The organism is Limosilactobacillus urinaemulieris (assembly GCF_932750685.1).
GTDB lineage: Bacteria > Bacillota > Bacilli > Lactobacillales > Lactobacillaceae > Limosilactobacillus > Limosilactobacillus urinaemulieris.
The window spans coordinates 109,913-129,480 of the sequence record NZ_CAKOBX010000005.1 but is presented as its reverse complement, the minus strand read 5'-3'; the positions used below and the strand labels follow the sequence as shown (position 1 = coordinate 129,480).

The window sequence follows — 19,568 nt, the reverse complement described above, 5'->3', positions numbered from 1 at the left end:
TCCTGTTATTAAAGTTATCCACAGGCCTGTATAAAACTGTTCATAAGTCTGCTTAACCCTTTTGCTATAGTATTTAGTTATCCACAAGGATAGTGGAAAACTGCTATTTTTTTATTTTATCCTCAATTTCCACATTCCTTTTTTTAATTTACACACAGTGTTGTGTAAATATTTTTCAATTATCCACTCACCTGTGGAAAACTTTTTTTCATAATGATAAAATGTCGTTTGTAATTTAATAACTATTAGGAGGGGAACTATTTTGACTGAGCTCGATTCTCTATGGGAAGCGATCCAAAATTCATTTCGTCAAAGCAAAAGCCAAGTTACCTTTGACACATTAATTGCTCCGGCAAAACCACTCTCTCTCTCTCAAAATCAATTAGAAGTTGAAGTACCCACAAAAGTCCATCGTGATTTTTGGGAAAAAAACTTAAAGGCAGAACTAAAACAGTACGCCAAAACGGTTACTAATCAAGAGATTGAACCGCACTTTGTTCTTGAGGGAGAATTCGATCCTTATCAAAATGATCGACCAGCGGAATCAAATAATTTTGAAATGGATACGCCACTTAATCCACACTACAACTTCAAAACTTTTGTTGTTGGTGAAGGAAACAAAATGGCCCATGCTGCTGCCTTTGCAGTTGCCGAAAGTCCCGGTGGTCTTTATAATCCGCTTTTCATTTATGGGGGAGTGGGATTAGGGAAAACCCACTTAATGGAAGCAATCGGTAACCATATGCTTCAACTCAATCCGGCAGCAAAAGTTAAATACGTTACTAGCGAAGAATTCACTAATGATTTTATCCACTCTATTCAAAGTAACTCTACGGAGAAATTCCGTGAAGAGTACCGTAATCTGGACTTATTATTAATTGATGATATTCAATTTCTTGCTAATAAGGAAGGAACCCAGCTTGAATTCTTCAATACTTTCAATGCTCTACACGACAATAAAAAGCAAATTGTCATGACCTCTGATCGAATTCCAAACGAAATTCCAGAGTTGCAGGATCGTCTTGTTTCGCGATTCCGTTGGGGGTTAACGGTTGAAATTACCCCACCAGATCTGGAAACCCGAATTGCTATTTTGCGGAGTAAGGTTGAAGAAGATCACATCAATATTGGAAATGACACCTTGAACTACATTGCAGGACAGATCGATACCAATATTCGTGAACTTGAGGGAGCACTAACCAAGGTTCAGGCATTCTCTAACTTAAGCCAAGAACCAATTACGCCGCATCTCGCATCACAAGCTCTTCGCGGACTGCAAAGGACTACTAAAACAACAATTACAATCACGTCAATTCAAAAAAATGTTGCTGACTTTTACAATATTACCCAAAGCGACATTATTGGTAAGAAGCGGGTCAAGCAAATTGTTGTTCCGCGTCAGATCGCAATGTACCTTTCTCGTGAATTAACTGATTATTCATTACCAAAAATCGGGAAAGAATTTGGCGGAAAAGATCACACAACCGTTCTTCACGCAATTGATAAAATTGAAGAAGAGCTCCAAACTGATAATGAACTTCAAGATCAGCTAAATACATTAAAAGCAAAATTAAAAGCGTAGCTGTGGAAAACTAGGAAGTTATTCCCAATTTTATCCACAAGTTATCCACAAGCAAATAAGTTGTTTTTTCTTAGCCGAATTGAGTTATCCACAATATTAACAGGCTCTACTACTTCGACTATATTTTAAAGTATTAATATAAATATATATAAACCTACCAAAGGAGCATTGATAATGAAATTTACCATCAATCGTTCAGCATTTATTAGTCAATTAAATAATGTTCTTCGGGCAATCTCATCTAAAACTACTATTCCAATTCTAACTGGGTTAAAAATGGTAGTAGCTAACGATAGCATTACACTAACTGGTAGTAATTCAGATATTACAATTGAAAGTGTTATGGCCGCTAGCAATGAAAATTATGAGTTAAAAATTGACGAACCTGGTTCAATTGTTCTTCCAGCCCGGTTCTTTAGTGAGATTGTTAAGAAACTTCCAGATAAACATGTAACTATTGAAATTACTAGTGGTTTCCAAGCGGATATCACTTCAGGAAGTGCCAAATTTCAAATTAATGGACAAGACGCTGAAAACTTCCCTCACTTACCAGAAGTTGAGGCAAATAATACAGTTATTCTTGCCAATGATATGCTTAAAGAAGTTATTCGACAGACCGTAATTGCCGTCTCTAAACAAGAAAGTCGGCCAATCCTTGCTGGGATCCACGTAACGTTGCGTGATGGATTACTTACAGCAGTTGCTACTGATAGTCATCGACTCGCACAACGGAAAGTGCAATTAGATGGTGTTGGCGATGTTAATTACGATGTTATTATTCCAGGGAAGAGTTTGGATGAACTTTCCGGAATGATTAGTGACGTTGATGATGACGTAAAGATGCAAGTTACTGATAATCAAGTTTTATTTATTTTTGGTAATACGCACTTCTACTCCAGATTGTTAGAAGGAAATTATCCAGAAACGAGTCAGTTGATTCCAGATACATCAGATACGACAGTGGAATTAGATGCCGGAACTTTCTTATCTTCAATTGACCGGGCTTCATTACTTTCACATGAAAGCAGGAATGATGTTGTTAAATTAACCATTAAGCCTGGCGAAAAGCTGGTTCGGATTAGCGGTGATTCACCAGATATCGGAATGGTAGAGGAAGATGTTGCCACATCAGCGGTTGAGGGAAATGATTTAGAAATTTCCTTCAATCCTAATTACATGAAGGATGCACTACGATCCTTTGGTCAATCAACGGTTAAGATTTCATTCACTTCTCCACTACGTCCATTTACGTTAGTTCCAACGGAAGATACAGAAAACTTTGTTCATTTGATCACGCCAGTTCGGACATTTTAATGACAAGTAAGAGGATTATGATAACCAGTTTGTCATAACCCTTTTTTTATTTTAAAAATTTGCTGAAATCGTGTTTTAAGCAAATTAAGCGTTTTTAACTTGATTTTGACAAAAAAGACTAATAACCACTAAGAAGCCTAAAAAGGCTATCTGCGCGTTTTTAACCTCTTAAATGTGGTATAATAGTATTTGTGAAAAGTAGGTGATTAAGTGTGGAAACCAAGACCATAAAAATAGATCGGCCTTTCATCACCTTGGGACAACTGCTCAAGGAAGAGGGAATTATCCCAACTGGTGGTGCAGCCAAGTGGTTTTTGAAGGAGCATGATGTTCGGATTAATGACGAACTTGAGAATCGTCGTGGCCGGAAATTATATCCGGAAGATGTTGTTATCATTCCCGAACATGAACCAATTATGATTAAGAGTAAGTAGGAATTTGCATGATTCTTTCAGAATTGCACTTACATAATTTTCGTAATTACGAAGATCTGACAGTTCATTTTGCTCCTGGAGTTAATGTCCTGATTGGTCACAATGCTCAGGGAAAAACGAATATGTTAGAGGCGATTTATGCATTGTCATTAACACGGAGCCACCGGACCCATAACAACCGAGAACTCATTAATTGGCAGCATAAATCAGCGACCATTAGCGGAATTGTTCAAAAGACGAGTGGACGCGTTCCGCTAGAACTAGAATTTACTTCTAAGGGAAAACGAGCTAAAGTCAATCATCTTGAGCAGGCTCGATTATCTACATATGTTGGTCAACTAAATGCCATTTTATTTGCGCCGGAGGACTTGTCCCTAGTTAAGGGAGCACCAGCACTGCGGCGCCATTTTATGGATATGGAATTTAGTCAGATGAGTAGTAAGTATCTTTATAATGCTGGGCAGTATCGAACCTTACTGCGTCAAAGAAATAAGTATTTGAAGCAGTTAAAATACGGTCAGCAACACGATAAGGTTTTACTTGGAGTACTTTCTGATCAGTTGGCTGCATACGGTGCAGAGGTTATCATTGCCCGTTATCAATTCTTGCAGCATTTGGAAAAGTGGGCTTCACAGCTTCACGAGAAAATATCCTTGAATGCTGAACAATTAAGATTAGACTACATTACCCAATTAAAGCTGAGTGAGGAGACGACTGTTGAGCAGGCATATCAAAACTTGCTTGGCCTTTATCAGTCCCATGTAGATTGGGAAATTGAAAAGGGAACCACAATGTATGGACCGCAACGGGATGACATTCACTTTATGGTTAACGGGAAAAACGTTCAGTCGTTTGGCTCACAAGGCCAGCAACGAACAACGGCATTATCTGTTAAGTTGGCGGAGATCGACTTGATGAAGGAGCAGACGGGGGAATACCCGTTACTGCTTTTAGATGATGTCCTATCTGAATTAGATACTATTCGTCAGACACACTTATTAACTGCCTTTCAAGATAAGGTGCAAACCTTTCTGACAACAACAAGCTTAAATGATGTTGCACGGCAGTTAATTCATCAACCGAAAATCTTTGAAATTGAACATGGTACTTTGAGCAAGGGGGAAACACAGTGAGCGACGAGCAAAAAGAAACAAAAGCTGAGTTAGCGAGCGAGTATGATGCCAGTCAAATTCAGGTTCTTAAGGGGCTTGATGCAGTACGAAAACGGCCAGGGATGTATATTGGTTCAACCTCGGCTCAAGGACTACACCATTTAGTTTGGGAAATTGTCGATAACGGAATTGATGAGGCCCTAGCTGGATTCTGTGATGAAATTAACGTGGTTGTTGAACCAGATAATAGTATTTCTGTTACCGATAACGGCCGGGGAATTCCTGTTGATACCCAAAAGGAAACCGGGAAACCAGCCCTTGAAACAGTATTTACTGTTCTTCACGCCGGTGGTAAGTTCGGCGGTGGCGGATACAAGGTTTCCGGTGGATTACACGGTGTTGGTGCTTCAGTTGTAAACGCCCTTTCTACAGAACTTGATGTTAAGGTTTCACGTCAGGGGAAGCGTTACTACATGGACTTTGATCATGGTCACGTTAAGACCTCAATGAAGGTAATTGATGAAAACGTGCCGGAAGATGTTCATGGGACAACTGTTCACTTTAAGCCGGATCCGGAAATTTTCCGCGAAACAACTACATACAACATTAAAACCTTAACAAACCGTCTTCGTGAATTAGCATTCCTAAACAAGGGACTGAAAATCACAATTGAAGATAAGCGTGATAAGGAGTCAGAACGGCAAGAATTCCATTATGAAGGTGGAATTCGACACTATGTTGACTTCTTGAATGAAGGGAAAACCACTCTCTTTGAACCACCAATTTACGTTGAAGGAAAAGAAAATGGTATTACTGTAGAAGTCTCTCTTCAATACACTGATTCTTACAGAAGTGATTTATTGACGTTTACCAACAATATCCATACTTATGAAGGTGGAACGCACGAAACTGGGTTTAAGATGGCCCTAACTCGGGTAATAAATGATTATGGACATAAGTCAGGAGTCTTAAAGGGAAATGAAACACTTTCCGGGGATGATGTACGTGAAGGATTAACCGCGGTTGTTTCTATCAAGCACCCGGATCCACAATTTGAGGGACAAACTAAGACAAAACTTGGGAACTCTGATGCACGAACGGCAACTGATCATGTTTTTGCAGCGACATTTAACCGATTCTTACTTGAACACCCTGATGAAGCACGGCAAATTATCGAAAAGGGACAACTAGCTTCTAAAGCTCGGGTAGCAGCAAAACGGGCACGTGAAGTTACCCGGAAAAAGAGTGGTCTGGAAATTAGCAACTTACCAGGTAAGCTAGCTGATAATACTAGTAAGGATCCAAATATTTCTGAGTTGTTCATCGTCGAGGGGGACTCAGCTGGAGGTTCTGCTAAACAGGGACGTTCTCGGTTGACTCAAGCAATTTTGCCAATTCGGGGAAAGATTTTAAATGTTGAAAAGGCGACCCTTGACAGAATCTTAGCAAATGATGAAATTCGGTCGCTGTTTACAGCGTTAGGAACTGGCTTTGGCGAGGACTTTGATATTACCAAAGCTAATTACCATAAGCTGATTATTATGACCGATGCCGATGTTGATGGTGCTCATATTCGGACGTTACTATTGACGCTCTTCTACCGGTTTATGAAGCCAATGATTACCCATGGCTATGTCTACATTGCCCAACCACCTCTATACCAAGTTCGTCAAGGAAAATTTGTAAAGTACATTGAATCAGACGAAGAGCTTGACCGGGTTGTTAACTCACTTCAACCAAGTCCTAAACCTGTTATTCAACGTTACAAGGGGCTTGGTGAAATGGATGCTGAACAGCTTTGGGAAACAACGATGGATCCCGAAAAACGCCACCTTCTCCGGGTAAACCTTGATGATGCCAAGGCGGCAGAGGAAATCTTCCCAATGTTGATGGGGAATAAGGTTACACCGCGGCGTGAATTTATCGAAAAGAATGCTAAGTTTGTAGAAAATCTTGATTTATAAGATTGGTGTGTGAACCGAATTAAGCTTGTTAACTATTAGCGCTTTTTTCGGGCATCATACTCAAATTTAAAGGAGGAACAACGATAGTGGCTGAAAACGATCTATCAAATAACCGGATCACGGACGTTAACCTGACTAGTCAGATGAAAAATTCATTCTTAGACTACGCCATGAGTGTTATCGTTTCTCGGGCACTCCCGGATGTGCGTGATGGGTTGAAACCAGTACAACGACGGATCCTGTACGGGATGAATGAATTAGGGGTTACTCCTGATAAGCCATATAAGAAGTCTGCCCGGATTGTTGGGGATGTTATGGGGAAATTCCACCCCCATGGTGATTCTTCAATCTATGAAGGGCTAGTACGGATGGCACAGGATTTTAGTTACCGGTACATGTTGGTTGATGGTCACGGTAACTTTGGTTCAATTGATGGTGATAGTGCCGCTGCTATGCGGTATACCGAAGCCAAGATGAGTAAAATTGCCGTTGAAATGTTACGGGATATTAACAAGAATACTGTTGATTTTCAAGACAACTATGACGGAACCGAAAAGGAACCGACTGTGCTACCAGCTCGGTTCCCCAACTTACTTGTTAATGGTGCTTCAGGGATTGCTGTCGGAATGGCAACGAATATCCCAACCCATAATTTAGGGGAAGTTATTAGTGCAATCCACGTATTGATGGATAATCCGGACGCTACAACTGAAGACTTAATGAAAGTCTTGCCAGGACCAGATTTTCCAACTGGTGGTGTTGTCATGGGCAAGTCTGGAATTCGGAAGGCTTATGAGACCGGTCGAGGGACAATTGTTGTTCGGGCTAAAGTCGATATTGAAGAACGAAAGAACGGTAGACAACAAATTGTTGTTCACGAAATTCCTTATATGGTTAATAAGGCAAAGCTGATTGAACGGATTGCTGATTTAGCTCGGAATAAGGAAATTGAAGGGATTACTGACGTTAATGATGAAACCGACCGTGAAGGAATGCGGATCGTAATTGATGTACGTCGTGATGCTAGTGCTGAAGTGATCTTGAATAATTTGTACAAGATGACCTTGATGCAGACAACTTTCAATTTCAATATGTTAGCAATTGTTAATGGTGCACCCAAAATCCTTAGTTTGAAGGAAATCCTTCAGTATTACCTAGAACACCAGGAAAATGTTGTTCGGCGGCGGACAGAATTTGATCTGAAAAAAGCCGAAAACCGTGCTCATATTGTTGCTGGGTTACGAATTGCTTTAGATCATATTGATGAAATCATTAATATTATTCGGAACTCCCAAACAAGTGAAATTGCGAAAAATCAGTTGATGGAAAACTATGGACTATCGGATCGTCAAGCCCAAGCAATTCTTGATATGCGGTTAGTCCGGTTAACCGGTTTGGAACGAGAAAAGATTGAGGCCGAATATAAGAAGTTAATGGCAGCAATTGCCGATTACAAAGACATTCTTGCTCACCAAGAACGGATCAACCAAATTATTTACGATGAATTATTAGAAATTCAAAAGAAGTTTGGTGATAAGCGGCGGACAGAACTTCAAGTTGGTGATATTACTAACATTGAAGATGAAGATTTGATTGAGGAAGAGTCAATCATTGTGACCTTAACGCATAATGGTTACATTAAACGGTTGCCGGTAGATGAATTTAAGTCTCAACACCGTGGTGGTCGTGGTGTTAAGGGAATGGGTGTTCACAAGGATGACTTTATTGAACAATTAATTTCTAGTGATACTCATGACTTGCTCCTCTTCTTTACCAATTCAGGAAAGGTTTACTCCATGAAAGGGTATGAAATTCCAGAGTATGGTCGGTCTGCTCAAGGAATTCCAATCATTAACTTACTTGGAATTGATAACAAAGAGAAGATTAGTGCTGTGATTAACGTTTCACATGAAACTAACGACGATGATAAGTTCCTCTTCTTTACCACTAAGCAGGGAACCGTAAAACGGACACCAGTTACCGAGTTTAAGAATATTCGAAGTAATGGGTTGAAGGCGATTAACCTTCACGATGATGATGAGCTGATCCATGTCGATATAGTTAAGGATCAACAAAATATGATTATCGGAACACACCACGGTTATGCCTTAAGCTTTAACTCATCTGTTGTCCGGTCAATGGGACGTTCAGCAGCAGGAGTTCGCGGAATTCGCTTACGGGATGACGATTATGTCATTGGTACTGCACCACTTGATGATGATAGCAACGTCCTAGTAATTAGTGAGTTGGGTTACGGTAAGCAAACGCCTGCTAGCGAGTACCCAATTAAGGGTCGTGGCGGTTTAGGTGTTAAGACCGTTAACGTAACGAAGAAGAATGGTCCTCTGGTTGGCCTAACAACTGTTAAGGGAGACGAAGACATTATGCTGGTTACAGACCATGGTGTGATTATTCGTTTCGGTGTTGAAACAGTATCGCAAACTGGTCGATCAGCACTAGGAGTTCACCTAATTAAGATGGATGCTGGGACGCATGTTGCGACGATTGCGAAGGTTGAAAAGGAAAGTGATGAAGATGACGAAGACGATTCTTTATCAAATGAAAATTCAACTGAAGAAGCAACTACGGAAGAAAAAACTGAATAAATAAAGTAGAAATCCTGATTTGTTACGTCTTTATTAAGTAGACCGCAAATTCAGGATTTTCTTGTTACCTGTTCCTTGTTTTAAACCAATGTCTGTGGTATATTTTATTCTTGTGAGTATACGTAACAGACGTCTACTCTCCTTGTTCTTCTTAATCTTTACGGGAAGAGCCAGAGTCCATAAGGAGGTGTAACATTCATGGAAACACGTAAATATGAAATTACTTACATCATTCGTCCTGATATGGAAGAATCTGCAAAGAGCGACCTTGTAGCTCGCTTTGACAAGATTCTTGAGGACAATGGTGCAACCATCGCTGATTCCAAGGATTGGTCAACACGCCGGTTTGCTTACCCAATTGACAAGTACACTGAAGGTACTTACCACGTGGTAAACCTTACTACCGACACTGACGAAGCCTTAAACGAATTCGATCGTTTAGCTAAGTTCAACGATGATATCCTACGTCACATGATCATCAAGCGTGAAGCTTAATTTGATTTTCAATTAATAGAGAGGAGACGAGATCTAATGATTAATCGTGCAGTACTTACTGGACGCTTAACAAGAGATCCTGAGTTGCGGTACACAACCAGTGGAACAGCTGTTGTATCATTTACTTTAGCTGTTGATCGTCAATTCCGAAACCAAAATGGGGATCGGGATGCTGACTTTATCAATTGCGTCATTTGGCGTAAGTCTGCTGAAAACTTTAGTAACTTTACTCATAAGGGATCCTTAGTTGGTATCGAAGGACGGATTCAAACCCGGAATTACGAAAACCAGCAAGGTAACCGAGTTTATGTTACCGAAATTGTTGTCGATAATTTTGCACTGCTTGAACCACGCCAAAACGGTGGTAGTCAACAATATGGCAACCAACAACCATTTGGTGGTCAAGGTCAACCGCAGTACAATAATAATCAACCGCAACCTGGAAATAATGCTCCTCAATCTAATTCGTCTAATGGCTTTGGTGGTAATAATAACCAACCAAGTCAACCAGATAACCAATTCCCTAATGGTGGGGACGATGGTCAATCCATTGACTTATCTGATGACGAATTACCATTCTAAAGAATTCTTTAACCAGATAGGAGGGTAATTTCATGGCACAACAACGTCGGGGCGGCCGTCGTCGTCGTAAAGTCGACTTTATCGCCGCAAACCACATCGACTACATCGATTACAAAGACACTGATTTATTACGTCGGTTTATTTCTGAACGGGGTAAGATTTTACCACGTCGGGTTACTGGTACTAGCGCCAAGAACCAACGTAAGTTAACTATCGCTATTAAGCGTGCACGGATTATGGGTCTTTTGCCATTCGTTGCTGAAGATTAATTCCGTAAAATAAGAGGCTGAGAAAAAACGATTCGTTTTTTCTCAGCCTCTCTCTGTAACTAATAGTAACCGAACTTACCGAGTTTAATCGCGGGAATTAACCCGAGCCTTCGAGTCTAACTACGAACGACTCTGATGAATTCATTATCATTCGTCGTTCTAGGTTAGCCAACCAGGCTCTTGAATGGGTTAATTCCCAGCTTTATTTTTAAAAGATTTTTCATTCCGTAAGTGTTGAGATGCAGTCAAATAGACCAATGTGATATTATAGATACTGATTGTTTAACAAAAATTAATAATTAACGAAAAACGTTAAAATCAGGAGGACCAGTATGAGAGATCTTATTAGTCGAGAATACTGGCGAGAGCTGTTTAAACAGCCAGCAGTTCGGTGGAATTTTATTTACATTTTAATTTTAACGATTCTTAGTCTAGTATTGGGATTTTATATTAATTGGCTTCTTGGGATTGCGATCCTAGTGGTGGCTCTTTTTGGTAGTCAGCTTAGTATAAGTCGTTTACGAACGATCGTCGTTGATGCTCATGAGTACTTAGCAGATCTAACTTATCGGGTTGAGCAGGGACAACAGGAAGCGTTGCTTGAAATGCCTTTAGGAATGATCCTGATGAATAAGCAGGGCGAAATTCAATGGATTAATCCTTATATGGCTAAGTACTTTGATCTAAAAATTGTTGTTGGGAAGAAACTTAAAGAAGTTGATAACGAGCTTGCCAAACTAGAAAATGAGCATCGGAATGATAAGCAGCCGACGATCGTTACGTGGCAGGATCGTCAATTTGAATTCTTGGTTCAAAAAGATAATCATGTTATCTACATGATGGACGTGACAAGCTATGAAGAAATTAATAAGCGTTATAAACAACAGCAAATCTTCCTGGGAAACATCTATTTAGATAACTATGTTGAACTAACCCAGGGGATGAGCGATTCAGATGTTTCTAATTTACATAATTATGTGACGTCAGAAATTAGTAAGTGGGCAGCAGAGAATCACTTATTAATGAAGATAATTGACGATGATAATTACCTGATTATCGGACATCAAATTTCATTGAACCGGTTGGAAGAAAAGAAGTTTAAGATTCTCGATATTATTCGGGAAAATACTTCAAAACAGAACTCACCAGTAACGTTAAGTGTTGGAATTGCTTATGGTGAAAATGATCTGGTAAAATTAGCTGATACTGCTCAAAACAACCTTGATCTTGCGCTAGGACGAGGTGGCGATCAGGTTGTTGTCCGCGCTCAGGATTCTGAAGCACGGTTCTACGGCGGAAAGACCAATCCAATGGAAAAGCGGACACGGGTTCGAGCGCGAATGATTAGTCAGGCCCTTCAAGAACTAATGGCCCAGGCAGATCAAATCTTTGTAATGGGACATAAGAATCCTGATATGGATTCTCTGGGTGCTTGTTTAGGAATTCGCCGAATTGCGGAAATGAATAACTGTGAATGTTGGATTGTCGTTGATGACGAGCAGGCTCACTCTGATGTTCAGCGTCTCCTGAAGCAAATGGATAATTTTCAGGAAATCAAGGAACATATTATTACCCCTGAAGAGGCTCTTGAGAAAGCCACTCCTAATAGCCTTCTGGTGATGGTTGACCATGCTAAGAAAGGAATTACGATTGCTCCAGAACTTTATGAACGTTTACAAAACCGTCTTGTGATTATTGATCACCACCGGCGCGGTGAAGAGTTTCCTGAAAATCCATTATTGGTTTATATCGAGCCATATGCATCATCAACTTGTGAGTTAATTACAGAAATGTTTGAATATCAACCACGAGAAGGTAAAGGGTTGAATAAACTGGAAGCTACGGCAATGCTGACGGGAATTCAAATTGATACTAAATCGTTTACCAAAAGTGCGGGAACCCGGACATTTGATGCGGCAAGTTACTTACGATCTGCCGGAGCTGACGGGATGATGATCCAAATGTTCATGAAAGAAAATGCAGATAGTTTCATGAAACGTAATCACTTAATCTCATTAGCAGAGTTAAATGGTTCAATTGCGATCTGTGCTGGAGAGGAAGACCAGATCTATGATCCGGTAACAGCTGCTCAAGCGGCAGATATGCTTCTTCAGGTTAACGGGATAGAGGCCTCGTTTGTTATTACTAAACGAGCTGATGGAATGATCTGTATCTCCGCACGTTCAATGGGTGACGTGAATGTTCAATTAATCATGGAAAAAATGGGTGGCGGTGGTCACCTAGCTAATGCTGCAACCCAAATTAAGGGGAAAACAATTGCGGAAGTTAAGCAAACTCTGATTGACCAATTGGCTAAAACAGAGGATGATGGAAATAAAGAATCAACTGAGGAGTGACTAAGATGAAAGTTATTTTTATTCAAGACGTTCGTGGCCGCGGTAAGCGTGGGCAAGTAAAAGATGTTCCCGATGGCTATGCGCAAAACTACCTCATTAAGCGAGGACTCGCAAAACAGGCTACCCACGCTGCAATGAGCCAGTTAACTGGTCAACAACGTGCAGAAGAAAAGCACGCTGCTGAAGAATTGGCTGAGGCTAAAGAGTTGAAGAAGGTTCTTGAAGATGACAAGACCGTTGTCGAATTGAGTGGAAAGGCTGGAACTGACGGCCGGATGTTTGGTTCGATTTCAACTAAACAAATTGCGACTGCATTACAAAAGCAATTCAACGTCAAGATTGATAAGCGGAAGATTGAGCTTGCAGCACCAATTAAGGCGTTGGGTTATGTTAACGTGCCAATTAAACTGCACCCACAAGTGATGGCTGAAATTCGGGTTCACATTGCCGAAAAGTAAGCTCATTGATTAAAGGAGCGTATCGTCATGGATAATGCACCAGTGCAAGAAGAGCCACGTGACATCGATGCGGAAAAGGCAGTTCTTGGAGCTGTCTTTTTAAGTAAGGATGCCCTGGCTGATGCAATGGAATATTTAGAACCACGCGATTTCTACCGTAAAGCCCACCAAATCATCTTTCAGAAGATGGTTGATTTAAATAATGAAGATCAGCCGATTGATGTGGTGACGATCCGGAGTGCGCTGGACAAGGATAATCAGACTGAAAATATTGGTGGAGTTGCTTATATTGCTGAAATTGCTACAGCAGTGCCAACAGCAGCCAACGTCGCCTATTATGCTAAAATTGTTCATGATAAGGCAACAAGACGACGGTTAATTAATACAGCAACCAAGATTATTAATAATAGTTATGCTGATAATGATAGTGTGTCGGATCTGCTTGATAATGCTGAACAGCAAATCATGCAGGTTTCTCAAGACAATACCCAAAGTGGTTTTCAAAACATTAAGGATGTCCTAGAAGCTTCTTTAAAACACGTTAATGACTTATCGAAAAACGATAGTGAAGTTACAGGATTATCAACTGGTTATCAGCAACTGGATGAAATGACAACTGGGCTGCATAAGGACGAGTTAGTAATTATTGCTGCACGGCCTGCTGTTGGGAAAACTGCATTCGCACTAAATATTGCTCAGAATGTTGCGACTAGTTCAGATACTGCTGTGGCAATCTTTAGCTTGGAAATGGGAGCAGAATCTCTTGTTAACCGGATGATCTGTGCTGAGGGAAACATTAACGCCAACCACTTGCGGACGGGGCAGCTAACTCAGGATGAGTGGAACAGCCTCTTTATCGCAACTGGTGCTCTTTCTAAGGCTAATATTTATATTGATGATACTGCTGGAATTAAGGTTGCAGAAATTCGTGCACGGTGTCGTCGACTAGCTAAGGAAAAGGGCAATCTTGGACTAATCGTGATTGACTACCTTCAGCTAATTGAAGGGACAAATCCCGATAACCGACAACAAGAAGTTTCCGAAATTTCACGGCAATTAAAGAAGCTTGCTAAGGAATTAGAGGTGCCAGTTATTGCCCTTTCTCAGCTTTCTCGTGGAGTTGAACAGCGGCAAGATAAACGACCGGTACTTTCAGATATCCGGGAATCCGGATCGATTGAACAGGATGCGGATATTGTTAGCTTTCTGTATCGTGATGATTATTATGATCACGATGAAGATGGTGATGGCGAGGATAATCAAAATAATTCACAACAGGATAATGATGACGATGGCTCAAACGTGAGTGAAGTTGAAGTCATTATTGAAAAAAACCGTAGTGGTCCACGGGGAACCGTGAAGTTATTATTTGCCAAGTCATATAATAAATTTGCTTCTGTTTCGTATATTCCAGAAGATAATAACTAATCGAATAATAAGGGCATCTAAGAGAGATCGTAGGGGCCCTTTTGTGCGTTTTTAAAAGAATGTAGGTTTCTATCAACCATTTGATAATAAAAAGAGTTATAGTCAAGATGATAGATCTGTCTTATTAAAAAGGTGATTAAGAAAAGAGGAGGCGTAAGATGAACCGTCAAGGAATTGAATTAAAATGGTTGCTATTGGGAATGTTTTTAGGGAGTATCGGTAATAGTTTTGTTTGGCCGTTAACTACCATTTACATGCACCAACAGCTTCATGAATCATTAACTGTTTCAGGGATTGTCCTGCTTTTGTATTCCGGTGCTAATGTTGTGGGGAGTTATATCGCCGGAACATTATTCGATAAGAAAAATCCGCGGCAATTAATGCTTGGCGGGACAGTTACGGCAACTGTAATCATGGGATTATTGATTGCATTTAATGGTTGGCCGGTTTATGGAATCCTATTGACTGGCGTCGGCTTTATGAATGGTTGGATAATTACCATGGTGAACTCTTACGGAACTCAATCTGGACAAGATGGGCGATATGTTTTTAACATGTTGTACTTTGCCAATAATTTAGGAATGGTGATCGGAACAACAATTGTTGGTCCGCTTTATCAGTATGCTCATGGTAATATTTCACCAATGTTCTCAATTACGACAGTTCTTTATGTCCTTTTTAGTGCCGTTGTCTTTTTCTTTTTTAAGGATAATGAGGGTAGTCGAAGAAGTAATCGGGAAGTAGATGTGGAAGTTGAAGATGGCGAGAAGCAAATGAAGATGCCGGTTAGTAACTTAATAATTAGCTGGACCTTCTTTGCAGCCTTAATGATTATTTGGACAATGTATGAACAATGGGCAAGTAACCTTTCTGTCTTTATGACAGATCAGGGAATCTCAATGACAAAATACAGTCTGTTGTGGACGCTTAACGGGGTCTTAATTGTGATTATCCAGTTAATTATTACTTGGATTAATCGGTACCGTTCAAACCTATATTTGCAGGTATTTCTTGGACTCTTCACAGTAGGCTTTTCCTTTGTTCTATTGTTATTTGCTAAGTCCTACATTTGGTTTGTGCTAGCAATGACAGTGCTAACTATCGGAGAAGCAACGGCCTTTCCGACTATGCCAGCGATTGTTAATGAACTATCACCAGTTAACATTAAAGGGAAGTATCAGGGAATCCTGAATGCTTTTTCTTCACTTGGAAAGGCAATTGGACCATTATTTGGCGGAATTTTGATTGAACTTTCCAGTTATCGGATTTTGTTCGTCGTTTGTGCGGTAGCTGTTTTTGTTACCTTGGCAATTGTCTTCATTGTGGTTAAGTCTAACCAATCACGAACAGTTCATTATTAAAAATATTACCCGGGAAATGATGTGGAAGTATGAAGCAAGGCTCTTAGTGCCTGCTAGTACTTCCTTTTCTATTATGTTGTATAATCAACGTTAAATAAGACGATGGAGCAAGAACAAATGAAAAAGATACTATTACTTTCAACGGGAGGAACCATTGCATCAGTTGCTTCAGATTCAGGATTAGTTCCTCGAGAATCTGGTGAAGGGTTAATTCAGATGCTTGGTCAACTTCCGTATGAAATTGAAGTCCGCGATATTTTACAGCTAGACTCATCAAATATTCAGCCCGAAGAATGGGAGTTTATTGCTAAAAAAATTTATGAGTACCGAAACGATTATGACGGAATTGTCGTTTCGCATGGGACCGATACAATGGCCTATACGGCGTCAATGCTCTCATTTATGTTGCAGGGAATTAACTTGCCAGTAGTCCTTACGGGAAGTCAAGTACCGATTAACGTAATCTTGAGTGATGCTCCAGATAACTTACGGTTGGCATTTGCGGCAGCTGCAACGTGTCGGCCGGGCATTTATTTAGCCTTTAGCGAGAAGGTAATGTTGGGTTGTCGGAGCGTGAAGGTACGGACAACGAACTTTAATGCTTTTGAAAGTGTTAACGTTCCACCAGTTGCGACAGTAACGTCGGATGGCTTAGTTTTTAATCCGCAACAAGCCGACTTTCCCCATGCCGATCACTGTACATTAAACACGAAGATTGATCCTCATGTATCCCTAGTTAAGTTATTCCCTGGATTTGACCCACAACTCCTATTTGCGATGGTTGAAAATGGTTGTAAGGGAATTGTAATTGAAGGGTATGGGCTTGGTGGAATGAATTTCATTCGTCGCAACATGGTTGGTGCGATTGGTGAATTAATTAAAAATGGGATCCCCGTAATTGCAACAAGCCAGTGCTTATACGAGCGGAGTGATTTAACTAAGTACGAGGTTGGACGCGAGGCTTTGCTAAAGGGAGCAATTAGTGCTCATGACATGACCTCCGAAAGTACTATTACCAAGTTAATGTGGGCCTTAGGACAGGAAATGGATGTTCATCAAGTTGCAAAGTTCTTCGATCGGAATGTTGTTGGTGAGGTTAGTCTTTGATAAAAAGGATCTAGCTATTTGAAAGATGCTCGAAATCAATTTTCAAGCACTTAGATAGAAATTAAAAAGGAAACAACCTAAGACTATTTTCATTCTGAACTAATCTTAGGTTGTTTCCTTCTTTGCTTTATATATAGAACAAAACCCGTAGTAAATACCACAAGTTCTACTTTAATTTGGCTTAAATACATATAAATGGAAACAAAAGTCTGACGTTGATTTGTTGCAATGCTGGTAACGGTAGTTTTTAGGTTTTGCTAATGCTTAAATTGAAAAAAGGTAAGAATAATAACCGTAATTATTCCAATGCCAATATATAGTAATCCTAATGCACGGTGGTGAAGTTTAATGTAATTATCTTTATCCTTTTTGTTAAGAAGCTGACCGTATAACAATTGAAAATAAGCTGAATTTCCTTTGTAAATTTGAAAGCCGATATAGATAATTCCTAATGCGATGAGGAGAAACACCAAGTAAGCGACTAACATAGTAATCACCTCGTAAATGCATATTATTAATAAGTATAACAAAAAAAGGCCACCGAATAATCGGTGACCTTTTAATAATGGGCAGTCAGGGGATCGAACCCTGGACCCACGGATTAAGAGTCCGTTGCTCTGCCAGCTGAGCTAACTGCCCATGTCATTGACAACAGATATTATCTTATCAATCTTTAATTAGATTTGCAAGGATTTTTTTGAAGAAAGTAAAATTATCAGTTTCCAAGTTTAAGGGGAAATGATTGAATATCACTATCAGTATCTGTAAAGTAGGAGTTAAGAATATAAAGCAAGGGAATGACAATAATGAAGGGTGCAATTCTTAGTTTAAATAAAATTATTTTAGATACCGATAAACTTCAATTCCAAGCGTGGCGAGAGCTAGCAATGTACGAGTTTGGAATGGGATTACCAGGAAAAATGGCTAGTCAAGTTGCTGGATTAGATCGTCATCAAGCATTAGCAATTATCTTGAAGCATTTTAACCAAACTGATGCTAATGAGGATGAGTTACTTAACGAGCAGTATGAAATGTACAGTAAGGTAATTAACGGAATCGGTGAGGAGCAGCTTTATCCGAATGCCAAACGCTTACTAAATAATTTCTATGATCATTATGTCGATATTGCTGTTAATGATGTTGATGGACATGCAAAGGAAATTCTGCAAAAATTAAAGGTCGATGACTTCTTTGATGCCTTTGTTTCACCATTAGACGACGAGAATCCATATTTAAAAGCAAGCCAGGAGTTAAACGTTCAGCCAGCTGCTTGTGTCGGGATTGGCTCTAACGCTAAGCAAATTGAACAAATGAATGCGACTAACGTTATTTCAATTGGCGTTGGCAACGCTGATGAACTTAAAGCAGCTAAGTACCAAGTAAGTCAAATTGGTGATTTGAAATACCCAATGATTCGTAAGGTATGGGAAGATAATGAGCTTGATGAATAAAAATGAGGAGCTTCAGCATTATTTAAGAATGCGAAAGCTCCTCATTTCCTTATTCAGCTAAAATACGGTCAATTTCTGCTAATTCATCAGCTGAGAATTGAAGATTATTCAATGCCTTAACATCATCGACAAGCTGTGAGGGACGACTAGCACCGACTAGGACACAGGCAATTTCAGGTTTACGTAAAATCCATGCAACGGCCATTTCAGCAAGAGTTTGATGACGTTCAACTGCAAACTTATTTAACTTTTTAACTGTTGCTAGCGTCTTCTCAACTTGGTCCTTATGAAGAAATGGACTAGTAGGTTTTGCTGCTCTTGAGTCAGCTGGAATTCCGTTTAAATAACGGTCAGTTAATAGTCCCTGTGCCAATGGGCTGAAACAAACTGCTGCTTTGCCCTCTTGTTTTAGTACTGGAAGAAGGTCATTTTCAATATGACGATCGAACATATTATAGCGGGGTTGATGAATAATAAATGGTGTTCGAAGCTCTTTAAATACTTTTGTAATTGCTGCGGTTTGTTTGCCATCATAATTTGAAATTCCAATGTAAAGCGCCTTGCCTTCACGAACGAGTTGATCAAGTGCTTCAGCAGTTTCTTCAATTGGAGTTGCCGGATCTGGTCGGTGAGAGTAAAAGATATCAACGTAATCAAGATTTAATCGTTGTAAACTTTGATTTGCGCTAGCAATAATGCTCTTCCGTGAGCCCCAATTTCCGTAAGGACCATCCCACATTTCATAACCGGCTTTACTAGTAATGATCATTTCATCTCGATAAGGTTTCATGTCAGTTGCCATAATCCGACCAAAGTTTTCTTCAGCGCTGCCGGGAATAGGACCATAGTTATTTGCTAGGTCAAAGTAGGTAATTCCTAAATCAAAAGCTTGGTGAACGATTGCCTTTTGATTTTCAAAAGGATCCGCACTACCAAAATTATGCCAAAATCCTAATCCAAGTGCTGATAATTTAAGACCACTGTTGCCAACACGGTTATAGATCATCTTTTGATAACGATCTTCGTTTGCTTGATACATAGGGATTTC

Annotated in this window: 17 protein-coding genes and 1 tRNA gene; 15 read left to right on the top strand and 3 right to left on the bottom strand. The window is 39.9% G+C overall.

Annotated elements, in window-relative coordinates:
• The first annotated feature begins 262 nt into the window (after positions 1-262).
• The 14 genes from dnaA to MR181_RS05015 all read left to right on the top strand — a co-directional run bounded on the left by dnaA (position 263) and on the right by MR181_RS05015 (position 17,069).
• Positions 263-1,582, top strand: a complete 1,320-nt coding sequence (gene dnaA, locus MR181_RS05080) for a chromosomal replication initiator protein DnaA (protein ID WP_242335621.1) — start codon at positions 263-265, stop codon at positions 1,580-1,582.
• Between the two features lie 174 nt (positions 1,583-1,756).
• Positions 1,757-2,896, top strand: coding sequence for a DNA polymerase III subunit beta (gene dnaN, locus MR181_RS05075; RefSeq protein WP_242335618.1), 1,140 nt, complete (start codon positions 1,757-1,759; stop codon positions 2,894-2,896).
• 212 nt (positions 2,897-3,108) lie between these two features.
• Positions 3,109-3,330: a S4 domain-containing protein YaaA gene (gene yaaA, locus MR181_RS05070; protein ID WP_102168016.1), complete on the top strand. Its 222-nt coding sequence runs from the start codon at positions 3,109-3,111 to the stop codon at positions 3,328-3,330.
• 8 nt (positions 3,331-3,338) lie between these two features.
• Positions 3,339-4,463, top strand: a complete 1,125-nt coding sequence (recF, locus tag MR181_RS05065) for a DNA replication/repair protein RecF (protein WP_242335616.1) — start codon at positions 3,339-3,341, stop codon at positions 4,461-4,463.
• Positions 4,460-6,406, top strand: coding sequence for a DNA topoisomerase (ATP-hydrolyzing) subunit B (gyrB, locus tag MR181_RS05060; protein WP_191910951.1), 1,947 nt, complete (start codon positions 4,460-4,462; stop codon positions 6,404-6,406). The genes recF and gyrB overlap by 4 nt, the downstream gene beginning before the upstream one ends.
• A gap of 86 nt (positions 6,407-6,492) precedes the next feature.
• On the top strand, positions 6,493-9,012 hold the full coding sequence (gyrA, locus tag MR181_RS05055; protein WP_277956493.1) for a DNA gyrase subunit A: 2,520 nt from the start codon (positions 6,493-6,495) through the stop codon (positions 9,010-9,012).
• A gap of 198 nt (positions 9,013-9,210) precedes the next feature.
• A complete protein-coding gene (gene rpsF / locus MR181_RS05050) occupies positions 9,211-9,507 on the top strand; it encodes a 30S ribosomal protein S6 (protein WP_003716304.1) in 297 nt (98 codons plus the stop codon).
• A 36-nt stretch (positions 9,508-9,543) separates the two neighbouring features.
• The gene (gene ssb / locus MR181_RS05045) at positions 9,544-10,089 is read left to right on the top strand and encodes a single-stranded DNA-binding protein (RefSeq protein ID WP_242335613.1); all 546 of its coding nucleotides are present in this window, start codon (positions 9,544-9,546) and stop codon (positions 10,087-10,089) included.
• Positions 10,090-10,121: 32 nt separating this feature from the next.
• Positions 10,122-10,358, top strand: a complete 237-nt coding sequence (gene rpsR / locus MR181_RS05040) for a 30S ribosomal protein S18 (RefSeq protein ID WP_003716302.1) — start codon at positions 10,122-10,124, stop codon at positions 10,356-10,358.
• Between the two features lie 332 nt (positions 10,359-10,690).
• On the top strand, positions 10,691-12,715 hold the full coding sequence (locus MR181_RS05035) for a DHH family phosphoesterase (RefSeq protein ID WP_191910954.1): 2,025 nt from the start codon (positions 10,691-10,693) through the stop codon (positions 12,713-12,715).
• 5 nt (positions 12,716-12,720) lie between these two features.
• Positions 12,721-13,173, top strand: a complete 453-nt coding sequence (gene rplI / locus MR181_RS05030; protein WP_242335611.1) for a 50S ribosomal protein L9 — start codon at positions 12,721-12,723, stop codon at positions 13,171-13,173.
• A gap of 27 nt (positions 13,174-13,200) precedes the next feature.
• A complete protein-coding gene (gene dnaB / locus MR181_RS05025) occupies positions 13,201-14,601 on the top strand; it encodes a replicative DNA helicase (protein WP_242335608.1) in 1,401 nt (466 codons plus the stop codon).
• 158 nt (positions 14,602-14,759) lie between these two features.
• Complete coding sequence (locus MR181_RS05020; protein WP_242335604.1) at positions 14,760-15,962, top strand: MDR family MFS transporter; 1,203 nt, start codon at positions 14,760-14,762, stop codon at positions 15,960-15,962.
• Between the two features lie 117 nt (positions 15,963-16,079).
• Entirely contained in the window at positions 16,080-17,069 is a 990-nt protein-coding gene (locus MR181_RS05015) for an asparaginase (protein WP_242335601.1), read from the top strand.
• A 257-nt stretch (positions 17,070-17,326) separates the two neighbouring features.
• On the opposite strand, the gene MR181_RS05010 is transcribed toward MR181_RS05015, so the two are convergent.
• Both MR181_RS05010 and MR181_RS05005 read right to left on the bottom strand, forming a co-directional pair.
• Positions 17,327-17,557, bottom strand: a complete 231-nt coding sequence (locus tag MR181_RS05010; protein ID WP_242335598.1) for a hypothetical protein — start codon at positions 17,555-17,557, stop codon at positions 17,327-17,329.
• 78 nt (positions 17,558-17,635) lie between these two features.
• A tRNA-Lys gene (locus tag MR181_RS05005) sits at positions 17,636-17,708 on the bottom strand.
• Between the two features lie 167 nt (positions 17,709-17,875).
• On the opposite strand from MR181_RS05005, the gene MR181_RS05000 reads away from it, so the two are divergent.
• Positions 17,876-18,520, top strand: a complete 645-nt coding sequence (locus MR181_RS05000; RefSeq protein ID WP_191910960.1) for an HAD family hydrolase — start codon at positions 17,876-17,878, stop codon at positions 18,518-18,520.
• Positions 18,521-18,569: 49 nt separating this feature from the next.
• Here the strand turns inward: MR181_RS05000 and MR181_RS04995 are convergent, their stop codons facing one another.
• Positions 18,570-19,559: an aldo/keto reductase gene (locus tag MR181_RS04995; RefSeq protein ID WP_242335595.1), complete on the bottom strand. Its 990-nt coding sequence runs from the start codon at positions 19,557-19,559 to the stop codon at positions 18,570-18,572.
• Positions 19,560-19,568: the final 9 nt, after the last annotated feature.